Source organism: Methylobacterium isbiliense (assembly GCF_022179325.1).
Taxonomy (GTDB): Bacteria; Pseudomonadota; Alphaproteobacteria; order Rhizobiales; family Beijerinckiaceae; genus Methylobacterium; species Methylobacterium isbiliense.
In genome coordinates, this window is sequence record NZ_BPQQ01000065.1 from 40,166 (window position 1) to 52,479 (window position 12,314).

Annotated in this window: 11 protein-coding genes; 7 read left to right on the top strand and 4 right to left on the bottom strand. The window is 74.3% G+C overall.

The window, feature by feature from the left end; genetic code table 11:
• Positions 1 to 74 precede the first annotated feature (74 nt).
• A complete protein-coding gene (locus MFF61_RS24705) occupies positions 75 to 1,817 on the bottom strand; it encodes an acetolactate synthase catalytic subunit (protein ID WP_238240259.1) in 1,743 nt (580 codons plus the stop codon).
• Positions 1,814 to 2,893: a zinc-dependent alcohol dehydrogenase gene (locus tag MFF61_RS24710; RefSeq protein ID WP_238240261.1), complete on the bottom strand. Its 1,080-nt coding sequence runs from the start codon at positions 2,891 to 2,893 to the stop codon at positions 1,814 to 1,816. Before MFF61_RS24710 ends, MFF61_RS24705 begins: the two co-directional genes overlap by 4 nt.
• Positions 2,894 to 2,992: 99 nt before the next feature.
• Here MFF61_RS24710 and MFF61_RS24715 point away from each other — a divergent pair, with 99 nt between their 5' ends.
• The 4 genes from MFF61_RS24715 to rnhA all read left to right on the top strand — a co-directional run bounded on the left by MFF61_RS24715 (position 2,993) and on the right by rnhA (position 5,954).
• Entirely contained in the window at positions 2,993 to 3,739 is a 747-nt protein-coding gene (locus MFF61_RS24715; RefSeq protein WP_238240262.1) for a GntR family transcriptional regulator, read from the top strand.
• Positions 3,740 to 3,821: 82 nt separating this feature from the next.
• Positions 3,822 to 4,259: a cupin domain-containing protein gene (locus tag MFF61_RS24720; RefSeq protein ID WP_238240263.1), complete on the top strand. Its 438-nt coding sequence runs from the start codon at positions 3,822 to 3,824 to the stop codon at positions 4,257 to 4,259.
• Between the two features lie 32 nt (positions 4,260 to 4,291).
• The gene (locus MFF61_RS24725) at positions 4,292 to 5,071 is read left to right on the top strand and encodes an SDR family NAD(P)-dependent oxidoreductase (protein ID WP_238240264.1); all 780 of its coding nucleotides are present in this window, start codon (positions 4,292 to 4,294) and stop codon (positions 5,069 to 5,071) included.
• A 217-nt stretch (positions 5,072 to 5,288) separates the two neighbouring features.
• Positions 5,289 to 5,954 carry a ribonuclease HI gene (gene rnhA, locus MFF61_RS24730; protein WP_238240265.1) on the top strand — a complete coding sequence of 222 codons (666 nt, stop codon included), beginning with the start codon at positions 5,289 to 5,291 and terminating at the stop codon, positions 5,952 to 5,954.
• Between the two features lie 27 nt (positions 5,955 to 5,981).
• Here the strand turns inward: rnhA and MFF61_RS24735 are convergent, their stop codons facing one another.
• Entirely contained in the window at positions 5,982 to 8,033 is a 2,052-nt protein-coding gene (locus tag MFF61_RS24735) for a transglycosylase domain-containing protein (protein WP_238240267.1), read from the bottom strand.
• A gap of 419 nt (positions 8,034 to 8,452) precedes the next feature.
• Between MFF61_RS24735 and MFF61_RS24740 the strand changes: the two genes are divergently transcribed.
• The 3 genes from MFF61_RS24740 to MFF61_RS24750 all read left to right on the top strand — a co-directional run bounded on the left by MFF61_RS24740 (position 8,453) and on the right by MFF61_RS24750 (position 12,007).
• Positions 8,453 to 9,661: a hypothetical protein gene (locus tag MFF61_RS24740; RefSeq protein ID WP_238240268.1), complete on the top strand. Its 1,209-nt coding sequence runs from the start codon at positions 8,453 to 8,455 to the stop codon at positions 9,659 to 9,661.
• A 244-nt stretch (positions 9,662 to 9,905) separates the two neighbouring features.
• Positions 9,906 to 10,160, top strand: a complete 255-nt coding sequence (locus MFF61_RS24745; protein ID WP_238240269.1) for a hypothetical protein — start codon at positions 9,906 to 9,908, stop codon at positions 10,158 to 10,160.
• A 212-nt stretch (positions 10,161 to 10,372) separates the two neighbouring features.
• Positions 10,373 to 12,007, top strand: a complete 1,635-nt coding sequence (locus MFF61_RS24750; protein WP_238240270.1) for an ABC1 kinase family protein — start codon at positions 10,373 to 10,375, stop codon at positions 12,005 to 12,007.
• Between the two features lie 56 nt (positions 12,008 to 12,063).
• On the opposite strand, the gene MFF61_RS24755 is transcribed toward MFF61_RS24750, so the two are convergent.
• Positions 12,064 to 12,314: hypothetical protein (locus MFF61_RS24755; protein ID WP_238240271.1), on the bottom strand; the 251-nt coding region annotated here is incomplete at its 5' end.

The following is a 12,314-nucleotide window of genomic DNA, read 5'->3' on the forward strand; positions in this document are numbered from 1 at the left end:
GTGGCCGCCCGTCACGAACACATCCGGTCCCGTCTTGCGCACCCGCCCGCCAGCAGGCGCGGGGATACCGTGCCTCAGTATTGCAGCGCGTCCTTGCCCTCGAAGCTGGTGATCGGCGGGTAGGCGCGCTGGTCGGTGATCACGTCGATCACCGTCGTGCCGTCCGCGGCGAGCGCCGTGCGCAGCGCCTCGGCGAGATCCCCCGGCCGCTCGACCCGCACGCCCGCACAGCCGCAGGCCCGGGCGATGGCGGCGTGGTCGACGGCCTCGAAGTCGCAGACATCGGTGAAGTTGCCGAACAGCGAGAGTTCGGCGTGCTTCTGGTAGCCGAGGATCTGGTTGTTGAGGACGACCACCACCACCGGCAGCTTCATGCGCCGGGCCGTCTCCAGCTCCGACCAGACATGCCCGAAGCCGCCATCCCCGGTGAGGCAGATCACCGGCGCGTCGGGGCGCGCCACCTTCGCGCCGAGCGCGAAGGGCAGGCCCCAGCCGAGGCCCGCGATGCCGCGGGGTGTGAGGAACCGCTGCCCGGCCTTGCGGGCGGTGAGGAAGTTGGCGATCCAGATCGAGGCGTAGCTCGCATCCGCCACCGCGATGGTCTCGGGCGTCAGCACGGCGTCGATCTCGGCCAGGATCCGCTCGGGGCGCACCGGCACCGCATCGAGGTCCACGAGGCGGGCCATGTCCTCGCGGTGGCGCGCGCGCGCCTCGGCGATCCGGCGCTCCAGGGCGCCGCGGCCCTCGGCGGAGCCCGGCAGACCGGAGGCGCGCAGGGCCTCGGTCAGGGCCGCGAGCGTCAGCTTGGCGTCGCCGGCAAGCCGCAGGGCCTCGTAGTTGCGCCCGATCTCGGCGCCGTCCACGTCGATGTGCACGTAAGCCGCGTCGCGCGGGTAGAGCGACCAGCTGTCCGTGCCGTTCTGGTTCGCCCGGTTGCCGACGAGCACCACCACATCGGCCCCCGTGACCACCTCCCGCACATGGGCCGAGCGGCTGCGCGGGGCCATGAAGTAGCCGACGACGCCGAGGGAGAGCGGGTGCGTCTCGTCCACCGCGCCCTTGCCCATCACGGTGGTGCCGACCGGAAGCCCGAGGGCCTGGAGCGCGGCGAGTTCGGCGCTGGCGCCCGAGGAGTGCACGCCGCCGCCGGCGATCACCACCGGGCGCTTGGCGCCCGCGATCAGCGCGGCGGCCTCGGCGATGCGGGCGGGATCGGCCACCGTGCGGTCGAGCGGGTAGGTGCCGAGGCTCGCCGCGCGGCGCGGCGCCACCGCGTCGATCTCCGCCCGCTCATCGAGCACGTCGAGGGGCACGAGCAGCACCGCCGGGCCGGGCCGGCCGGTGGAGGCCGCCGCGAAGGCCATGTCGACGTAATCGTCGATCCGGCCCGGATCACCGATGCGGCGCACCCACTTCGCCACGCCCGAGAACAGCGCGTGATGGTCGAGTTCCTGGAAGGCGTTCTTGTCCGTGAAGCGGCGGTTCACGTCCTGCACGATCGCCACCACGGGGATCGAGGCCTTCAGCGCCTCGGCGAGGCCGGGGACGAGCAGGGTCGCGGCCGGGCCGTTCTGCGCCGCCACCACCCCGACCCGGCCCGAGACGCGCGCGAAGGCGTCGGCCATCGCGGCACCGGCATTCTCCGTGCGGTAGCCGACCTGCCGGATGCCGTAGGACGGGGCGGCGAGGAACAGGGCCGAGGGGATGCTCTGGCCGAACACCTCCCGCACGCCGTGCCGCTGCAGGGCGCTCGCCAGCGCGTCGGCGCCGGTCATGTTGCCCCCGGCGGCGGGGGCGGGTCTCACCGCGATGGTCATGCGCGTGTCCTTGTCCGGGAGACGGTAGGGTCGTCCGCGTCGGGTTGGTCCGGCACCAGCAGGACCTTCACGGCCCTGCGGCTGCGGGCGAGTTCGAAGGCCGCGACCCCGTCCGAGAGCGGACGCCGGTGCGTGATGAGGCGCGAGAGCGTCTCCGCATGCGCGGCGAGGAGCCGGATCGCCTCGTCGAGGGCGGGCGCGGTGGTGTCGTGCGCGGCGCGGATCTGCTTCTTGCTGCGCACGAACCCGGTGAGGTCGAGGCTGAGCGGGCCGGAATGGATGCCGGCCACCACCAGGATGCCGCCGGAGCGCAGGGCGGCGAGGCCGTCCGTGACCGAGCGCGCCACGCCCGTGGCCTCGATCACCCGGTCGGCCGGGCCGCCGAAGACCCGCGCCACCGCCGCCTCCAGGCTCTCGCCGCGCAGATCGACGGCTTGCGCGATCCCGATCGCGCGGGCCGTCGCGAGGCGCAGTTCGTCGTCGAGGCCGGCGAGCAGCACCCGGGCGCCGCGCTCCTGCGCCACGAAGGCGATGCCGAGCCCGATCGGGCCGGGCCCGAGCACCACCACCCGGTCGCCCGGCCGCACCTCTGCCACGTCGACCGCGTTCACGGCGACCCCGAGGGGTTCGGTCAGCGCGGCGACATCGAGGGGAAGGCCCGGGGGGAGCGGGCGGCAATTGGCGGCCGGGACGGTCACGGTTTCGGCGAAGCCGCCATCCGCGTGCAGACCGATGATGGTGCGCGCCGCGCACCCCTGCGGCCGGCCGGCCCGGCAGTCCTCGCAGGCGCCGCAGGTGATGGTCGGCCAGCACGTCACCCGGTCCCCGGGCGCGAGATCGGCGACGCCCGCGCCGACCGCCCGCACGGTGCCGGCGAATTCGTGCCCGAGCGTCACCGGCAGCGCCTGCGCCATGAACGCATAGCCCGGGGTCCACTCGTAGGCGTGGACGTCGCTGCCGCAGATCCCGGCCGCCGCGACGGCGATCGTCACGCGGCCCGGTCCGGGCTCCCCGGGGGCCGCGACCTCGGCGAGATCGAGCCCGAACGCGGCAACGGTCTTGCGCAGCGCGATCATGGTCCTCCCTGGGTGCGACGGTGGTGACGGTCGCGGCGGGGCCTGCTATGACAGACCGCTGTAATTTGTTATAACACTCATCCACCGAGATCGGCCCGCATGTCAAGCCGCTCCGCGCAACCGACCCGCCGAGACCCCGCCGCCCGGGGCTCCGATCGTCCGGAGGCCGGACCGGCCGACTGGGTGCGGCCGCTCGTGCGGGAGAACCTGGGCGAGCGCGCCTACGCGGACCTGCGCGCCGCCCTGATGCGCGGGCAGTTGCGGCCCAGGGAGCGGCTGCGGTTGCGGCCGATGTCGGCGCGCTTCGGGATCAGCGCCACGCCGATGCGGGAGGCGCTGCTGCGCCTCGTCTCCGAGAAGGCGCTGGCGCTCGACGCCCGCGGCAGCGTGGTCGTCCCGTCGCTGACGCTGGCCGAACTGCTGGAGATCCGGGCGATCCGCATCGACCTCGAAGGCCGCGCCGCCGCCACGGCCGCCACCATTGCGGCCCTGGAGGAGATCGACGCGCTGGCGGGCATCCACGACGCCATCTCGGCCTGCCACCGCACCAGCGACTTCGCGCGCGCGGTGAACCTCAACACCGAGTTCCACCTCGCCCTGTGCCGGCTCGGCCGCCTGCCGGTGCTCTACGACATCGTGGAGATGCTGTGGGTGCGCTGCGGGCCGATCCTGTCTCACCTCTACGACGGCGGCCTGCCGGACTGGGAGCCGCACCCGCATGTGCGGGTGATCGAGGCCCTGCGCCGCCGCGATGCCGCGGAGGCGCGCGACGCGGTGCGCGAGGACATCGAGCGGGGCGGCCAGGGCCTGCTCGTCCACGTCCAGTCCGCCGCGCAGACGGCCTGAGCACCGCCCGCACCGTTGTATCCCGGCACGGTCCAATCCACTTTGCCGCCTTGGCTTGGCCGCGCGCGGCCGGGAGACACCGATGGCCGAGACCGATCCCGCCCCGCCCGCCACCGGGCGGTTCGACATCATCGCGGAGGCGCTGGCGCTGCCGGCCACCGCCGACACGCTCCTGGTCGACACCTACCTCACCGACCGGGAGGCCGCGAGCGCGCGGGTCTTTCGGGTCTACCGGCCGACGCCGCCGCATTTCCACCGGGGCTGCGACGAGTACCTGTACGTGGTCTCGGGCCGGGGCACCTTCTGGCTCGGCGACCCGGGCACGGAGGCCGAGTTCGGGCCGGGGCACCTGCTGTTCTTCGAACGCGGCACCGTGCACGCGCTGCCCACCATCCTGGCCGAGCCGCTGGTCTTCCTGGCCATCGACACGCCGCGCCGCGCGCCCACCGACATCGTGTTCGTCGACCCCGCCCAGGGCTCCCCCGAAACCTTCATGGCGCGCAACGCCCCGGGACGCTAAGCGCTCCGGGTCAACACCCCGGAGGACGCCGAATGACCCAGGACGCCAGAACCGCCCTCGTGACCGGAGCCGCCCGCGGCATCGGGTTCGCCACCGCCGCGCTGATGCTCGCGGAGGGCTGGCGCGTCGCCCTCCTCGATATCGACCGCGAGGGGCTCGACCGCGCGGTCGCCTCGCTGGAGGCGCCTGACCGCACGCTCGCGCTGCCCTGCGACGTCTCGGACGAGGCCGGGGTCTCGGCGGCGGTGGCGGAGGCCGCCGAGCGCTTCGGGCGGCTCGACGCCCTCGTCAACAATGCCGGCATCGCGGTGTTCAAGCCGCTCCTCGACACCACGCCCGACGAATGGGCGCGGGTGCTCGCCGTCAACCTCACCGGCCCGTTCCTGTGCAGCCGGGCCGCCGCCCCCGTGATGGCGCGCACCGGCGGGGGCGCCATCGTCAACATCACGTCGATCTCGGGCCTGCGCGCCTCGACGCTGCGGGTCGCCTACGGCACCAGCAAGGCGGCGCTCGCGCACCTCACCAAGCAGCAGGCGGTGGAACTCGCCGGCCTCGGCATCCGGGTCAATGCGGTGGCGCCCGGCCCCGTCGACACGGCGATGGCCAAGGCGGTGCACAGCCCGGCGATCCGCGCTGACTACCACGACACGATCCCGCTCAACCGCTACGGCCTGGAGGAGGAACTCGCCCAGGCGATCGTCTTCCTGGCCGGGCCGCGCGCGTCCTACATCTCGGGCCAGATCCTCGCGGTGGACGGCGGCTTCGACGCCGCCGGCATCGGCCTGCCGACCCTGCGCCGCGAGGCGGAGTAAGCGCAGGCACCGCAACGGTGTTGGTACGCTTCCTTCCAGCCTGCGGACGGACGAGGTGACGCTGCCGGGGCGAAGCTCCCCTGTTCGGGACCGCGCGGCTCCGAGACGCCGCGCTTCGTTCAGGATTCGGTGCGAGGGTGGCGCCCCGCTGTTGCGGAGCGGCCCGGATGGCGGCAGGCAAGGGTCTGCCGCCATCCGCCTCACGAGGAGTTCCCCCATGCGAACCATCGTCTACGCCGACGGCGGCTGCGATCCCAATCCCGGCCCGGGGGGCTGGGGCGTCGTCATCCTGGCGCCCGAGGGAGCAATCGAGCTGTGCGGCGGCGAGCGCGCCAGCACCAACAACCGCATGGAGCTGACGGCGGCGATCCGGGCGCTGGAGCACTTTCCCGAGGGCGCGGCGATCGAGATGCGCTGCGACAGCCAGTACGTCGTGAAGTCCGTCACCGAGTGGATGCGCGGCTGGAAGGCCAAGGGCTGGCGCACCACCACCGGCGAGGTGAAGAACATCGACCTGATGCAGCGGCTCGACGCCCTGGCGGCGGCGCGCGACGTGCGCTGGGTCTGGGTGCGGGGCCATGCGGGTGAGGAGGGCAACGAGCGCGCCGACCGGCTGGCCACCGAGGGCCGACGGCAGGCGCTGGGCCTGCCGCCCGCGAGCCCGCGTCCTGCACCGGTGTCCGCACCGGCACCCGAGAAGCCCCGCACCGGCATCGCCATCGACGGCGCCCTCGGGCTCCAGCTCAGCCGCGCCGCCAAGCTGGCCGGCCTCACGCCGCAGGCCTACGTGGAGGAGGCGGTGCGCCTCGCCCTCGACCTCGGCCCGGACGGCCTCGCCCGCGCCCGCGCCGAGGCCCGCCAGCGCAAGGCGCCGGCCGCCTGAGGGACACCGGCCGAGGAGGCCCGCCGCTCAGTTCTGCCAGATCCCGGCCTGCCGCGCCTTGGCGCTCGCCTCCGCCGCCTGCAGGTCCGGGGGGGCGTTGGGCACGGCCTTGGCGGCGCCGTTGAACAGCACGACCTCGGAGAGGTCCTGCACGCCCGCCCGGCAGCGGTAGACATCGGTCTCGCCGGTCGGATCGCACTCGACCTCGCGCTTGCGCAGGTACTGGCGGAACTCGCGGGCCACCCGGCCGCCCTGGCCCTCGACCCCGACCAGCCGGATGGTCTGGCCGTCGATGCGCAGGCGGCCGGTGTCGATCACCCGGGCCGTGCCGCGCAGGAGCGGCTGGGCCGCCGCCTTGCCCTCCGGCGTCTGCCACGGGCCGCGCGGTCCGGCGGCCGCCTCGCGCGCGGCGGCGTCGCGGGCGGCCTCGCGCGGGTTCTCGCGGACCGGCGGCTCCGGCGGCGCCGGGCGGGCCTTGGCGACCTGGGCGGCGAAATCCTGCCAGATCGCCTCGGGGGCGTCGCCCGCGCTGCCGTCGGGCGTGCGGTCGTCCTCGCCCGTGAACCACACCCCGACCGTCATGTCGCCGCTCGCCGCGACGTAGAAGCCGTCCCGTGCGCCGGGCTGCCCGTCGCCCTCGGGCGGGCGGGCCAAGGCGGCGAGCAGGCCGTAGGCCCGCATCCGCAGGGCGGCCGGGGAGAGCGGCGGCGCGCGCAGGCGGTCGAAGACCGGCCGGCCGTCGCGCAGGATGCGGCGCAGGCTGGCCTGGGCGCTCGCGCGGCCGGCCTCGTCGGCGGCGAGCGGGCTCCCGGTGCTCACCGCCGCCAGGACGGCGCCGTCCGGGCCGAGCGCCACCAGGGCGGCCCGGGTGCTGCGGCGCCGGCCGTTGGCGTCGAGGCGGCGGTCCACCGCCTTCTCGGCCATGCCCTGGAGGCTGCGGTCGAGGGAGGTGCGCAGGGTCGCCTCGCGGAATCCGTCGCCGAGCCGGTCGCGGGCGGCGGCCGCGGTCAGGTCGGGCAGGCCGCTGCGCGTCACCGGGGTCGCACCCGGCGGCGCGAGATTCGCCAGCGCCCGCCCCGCCTCGTCGGCCTGCGTGCGCGTGAGGGCGCCGGTCATCACCATGCCGTCGAGCACCCGCCGGCCGCGGGCGCGGGCGGCGTCGAGATCGCGGTCGGCCCGCAGGTCGTGGGGCGGCAGGGTGAGGCCGGCGAGCAGGGCGGCCTCGGCGGCCGAGAGATCGCGCGCCTCCTTGCCCAGAAGCCGGCGTGCGGCGGCGTCGAGCCCGACGAGGTCCGGCCCGAACGAGGCGGTGTTGAGGAAGCGGGTCAGGATCGCGTCCTTGGAGGCGCGGGCTTCGAGCCACAGCACCAGCATCGCCTCCTGGACGGCGGGCACGAAGCCGCGCTCGCCCGAGAGCAGGTTCTGGCGCACGAGGAGCTGCGTGAGGCGGGCGCTGCCCTCGCGCAGCCCCGCCCCGACCGTCTCCCGGAACGCGCCCCGCGCCACGCTGCCGATGCCGACCGCGTCGAGCGGCCGGACATCCTCGAACCAGGGGTCCTGCGCGGCGACCACCGCCCGCTTCATCACCGGGGCGATGTCGCCCGGCGCGAGCGGGCGGCCCCGGACATCGCCGCGCAGCGCCAGGCTCTCGCCGTCCTGCGCCTGGATCGTGACCGGAGAGGCCGCGGGCGGCCTGTCGGCGAGCGAGGGCAGCGTCGCGGCGCACCACGCCAGGATCGCCAGGACGAGGCCGGTCGTGAGCAGGAGCGCCGCGAGGGAGAGGCGGCCCCAGGGCAGGCGGGACGCCGCCTCGGCGGTGCGCTGCCATCGGTCCGAGGCCTCCCGCGCCACCGGATGTGCCCCGATGCGTCCGCCGACTCGCTCGGCGGCCGAGCGGAGCGGCGCGATCCGTGCCGCGAGGGCCGGTTGCCAGTGCGTGCTGAGGGAGGATCGCGCCCGGCCCGCGCCCTGGCGCAGGCGGTCGGCCCAGGGATTGGCGGCAAACCGGCCCGTGGCGGCCGCTCCACCGGCCGCGGGCGTCGAGCCGAGGTTCAGCCAGTCGCGCCCGGAGGGGGGCATCCGTCCGGATGGGTGAGCCGCGCGCATCGCACCGTCGGGCCTCGTCCTGAGCTTTTCCGCCGTCCTGCCCTCCGCCGCCATGATCCGCCCGTCACCCCGTCTCAAGACCCCGGCCGCGGTCGCGCGCGGACGCCCGCTTCTGCGGCCCGCACAAACGCCGCACGGACCCGACGGTTCCGGTTCGAACGCCGTCTCCGCCCCGGATGGCCCGCGAGGGTGTCCAAGGGGCACGGGCGCCCGCGGAGGTGATTCCACATGGTTCGGGCACGCGGCCGCCTGTGCAATGCACAACAATCGAGACGACCAGCTTGACTGTAAAGACAAGCCGCTCTGCGCCGTGCAGACCCTGGAACGATTATTCAACCTCGACGTTTCGATGCCACCTTCACACTGGAGACCCGATCATGACGAGGACATCCATGGGACGTTTGGGCGTTGGTCTGGCTGCGTTGCTGATCAGCACGTCGGTGTTCGCGCAGAGCGGCGGCGGCGGGGCGGGATCGCCGGGCGGCGCGTCGATGGGAGCCTCGGGCGGTTCGTCCGCGAGCCGCGGCGGCGAGATGGGCGGCGCCTCCGCGGGCCGCGGCGGCGAGATGGGAGCCCGGGGCGAGCAGAGCGCGCGCGGCGAGCGCGGCATGCGCGAAGGCCAGGGCGGCCGCGAGCAGCAGGAGGCCCGGGAGGGCCGCGGCCGCGGCCAGGAGATGGGGACGCGTGAGGGCCGCGATGAAGCCCGCGGCGGCCGCGAAGCCGGCATGGGCGAGCGGGATCGCGACGCCCGGCGGGCGGGCCGTGACGAGATGCGCGAGGGACGCGGCGAGCGGGCCGAGCGGTTTGACCGCACGCGCGACGAGCGCAGCGTGCGCACGAGCAGCCGCGAGGACCGGATCTCCGTCGGCACGGGTGGCCGCCGGATGGTGACCATCGCCGGCCAGCGCGTCGTGTACGGCTCGCCCGAGTACCGCCGCCTCGTGGTCGTGGAGCAGCGCCAGAAGCGCGGCGTGCGCGCCGGCGGCACCGAGTTCGTGGTGATCCAGGGCCGGCGCGTGCGCGTGGGCTCGCCCGAGTACCGCCGCCTGGTCGTCCGCGAGAAGAGCGGTCCGGCCCGCTACGTCGTGGTGCGCGGCCAGCGCGTCCTCTACGGCTCGCCGGAATATCGCCGCCTCGTCGTGACCGAGCGGTCGAGCGTCACCGGCAGCGTCGGCGTGCGGGGCGAGCGCGTGCGCGACCGCGTCGACGTCCGCAGCAGCGAGCGGACCTCTGCCACGGTGCGCGACCGCCGCGACGAGACCCGCACCAGCGACCGCCGGGACGAGACCCGCGGGACCTCCGAGCGCGGCCGCGGCGAGCAGCGGATGGGCCAGGACCGCATGAGCCAGGACCGCAACATGCAGGATCGCATGGGCGGCCAGGATCGCGGTCAGCAGGCCCAGGGCGGCCTGCGCGAGCGCGGCGGCAACCAGGGCGGCATGGGCCAGGGCGGTATGGGCCAGAACGCCGGCCAGGGCCGCGGCTCTTCGCCCGAGACCACCGGCAGCACCGGCCGCGGCGGCGCCGGCGGCATGGGTGGCTCGTCGGGCGGCATGGGCGGCGCCTCGGGCGGCATGGGCGGCTCGGGCGCTCGCCAGTAAGACCCGCCTCGGCCGGCAGGGGGGCCACGGTCCCCTTGCCGGCAGGCTCACGGTCCCGGTCCGCGCCGCTCGCAGGGCGGTGGCGAACGGACCCTCGACACCCCTTTCCCCCTCGGGAGAGGGGTTTCGTGCGTCTTGATTGTCGCGGTCGGGCAGCCTCAACTGCGGCACGGCGATCCGCCTCCCCGGGGCATCCCGGCTTGCGACGGGATGGGCGCAGCACGGAACCGCGAGGGAGAGGGGCATGAAGGGAGTGCGCGGCTTGGCGGCCCTGCCGGAATTCGCCAGCGACGCCGAGATCGCGGTGGCGCTCGTCGGCAAGGCCCGGGCGGCCGAGGCGGAGGCGCTGTTTCCCGCGCTCGAAGCCTCCGGCTTCCCCCATGTCGATCCCCGCTTCAACGCCCGCTACGTGCCGGCGGTCCGCCGCTTCTTCGATGTCGAGTACGGGCTCGCGGCGGCGCCGGACGAGACGTTGCCGGCGATGCGGCGCAGGCTCTGAGCGCGGCGTCCGCATCCCGTCCGCGGCCCGATTTTCCTGGCGCGACTTGTCTCGCCCAAGTAAAGCCGCGTTGCGCCGGTAGGCGACGGGGCCAGCAGGCTGCGCCGCGGCCGGATGGTGCGCTGCGCCGTATTGCGCGGCTCGGGGCCTTGCATCCGCGGCCGGACCCTGGGATTCGACAGTCACGGCAGCCGGGTTGAGCCGACGAGCACATGCTGAAAACCGCCTTCGTCGCCGCGCGCGACCGCCAGCGCCTCCAGGAGATCGCCGGCATCCTGATCGGGTTCGGCGTGAACCAGGTCGTCGACCGCCTCGGCCTGCGGGCGATCCCGCGCCTGACGTGGCGCAGCACGCCGGCCGTGGACGTGACCCGGCTGTCGCAGCCCGAGCGCATGCGCCGGGCGATCGAGGCGCTGGGGCCGACCTTCGTCAAGATCGGGCAGGTGATGGCGAGCCGCGCCGACCTCCTGACCCCGCAATGGACGGAAGAACTCGGCAAGCTGCACGACCGCGTCGCTCCGGTGCCGTGGGATGTGATCCGCCCGCAGCTCGAAGCCGATCTCGGGGCGCCGCCGAGCGAGATCTTCTCGGAGTTCGACACCAACCCGCTCGCCTCCGCGTCGATCGCCCAGGTCTACCGGGCGCGACTGGAGAGCGGGGAGGAGGTGATCGTCAAGGTGCGCCGGCCGGGCGTGCAAAAGATCATCGAGGCGGACCTGCGCCTGCTCTCTCACGCCGCCCGCATCGTCGAGAGCGAGTGGCCCGAGATGGTGCGCTACCGGCCGCACGAGCAGATGCGCTTCATCGCCAACGGCCTGCGGGAGGAACTCGACCTTCTCAACGAGGCGCGCAACTGCGAGCTGCTGGCGGGGCTGTTTGCCGACCGCGACGACATTGTCTTCCCGAAGATCCACTGGGAGTGGACCTCCGAGCGCGTGCTCGTGCAGGAATTCATCCACGGCGTGCCGCCCACCGACATCAAGCGGCTGGAGGAGGCGGGGCTCGACCGCGTGGTGCTGGCCCAGCGCGGCACCGACGCCTTCCTGCACATGTCGCTGATCGAGGGCATCTTCCACGCCGACCCGCATCCCGGGAACCTGCTGGCGATGCAGGGCAACCGGCTCGCCTTCGTGGATTTCGGCATCGTCGGGCGGCTGTCGCAGCGGCGGCGCGCGCAGCTCCTCATCCTGATCGGCGCGATGCTGAAGGAGGATGCGGACGGGCTGATGGCCGTGCTGCTCGACTGGACCGGCGGCAGCAATCCCGACCTCACGCGGCTGGAGGCCGCCTCGCAGGCCTTCGTGACGCGCCACAACGGCACGACGCTCAATCTCGGCCTCGTGCTCACCGACTTCATGACCATGGCGCGCGAGAACGACCTCGCCATGCCCACCGACCTCGCCATCCTGTTCAAGGGGCTGGTGACGGCGGACGGGGTGATGCGCCAGCTCGATCCGAACTTCGACCTCTTCGCCGCGGCCGGTCCCACGGTGCGCCGCACGATGCGCACCCGCTTCTCGATGAAGGAGGTCAAGACCCGCTTCGAGGGGCTGGCCGCCGGGCTCTACGGAGCAGCCTCCGAGCTGCCGACCCTGGTCCACCTGATGCTGGTGCGCCTCAAGCAGGGGCGGGTGACGGTCGAGATCGAACTCAAGGGCATGGACAAGCTGACCCGCGGCATCGAGCGGGCAGCGGCGCGGGTGGCGGTGGGGCTGGTGGTGGCCGCCTTCGCGACGCAGCTCGCCCCGAAGCTGATGGAGCACGGCACCCCGGCCTTCGCCACGATCGGCATCCTGGTTCTCACCATCGGGATCGGCTGGATCCTGCTTCTGGCACGCAACCGCTGATCGAAGGCCGCCGCGGCCCGGAGCCGGGCCGCGGCGTGTCGTGTCCGACGTGGGCGTCAGTGCCGCCGGGGGCGGCTGCGCGTCTCGCGCAGTTCGCGGGCGGCGCGGGTGGCGTGGCGGGGGCTGCGGAACACGAGCCCCTCCAGGCGGTAGAAGTCCGGATGGGCGGCGAAGAACCGGTAGCCCCGGTCCTCCGGGACGACGATGCCGGCGGAGGTCTCGTCGACCTCGACGATGCGGGCTGACTGCATGGCGTGCCTGATCCTCTGGGCCGCCTGCCCCGCACGGCGGCCCAGAGGATCAGGCA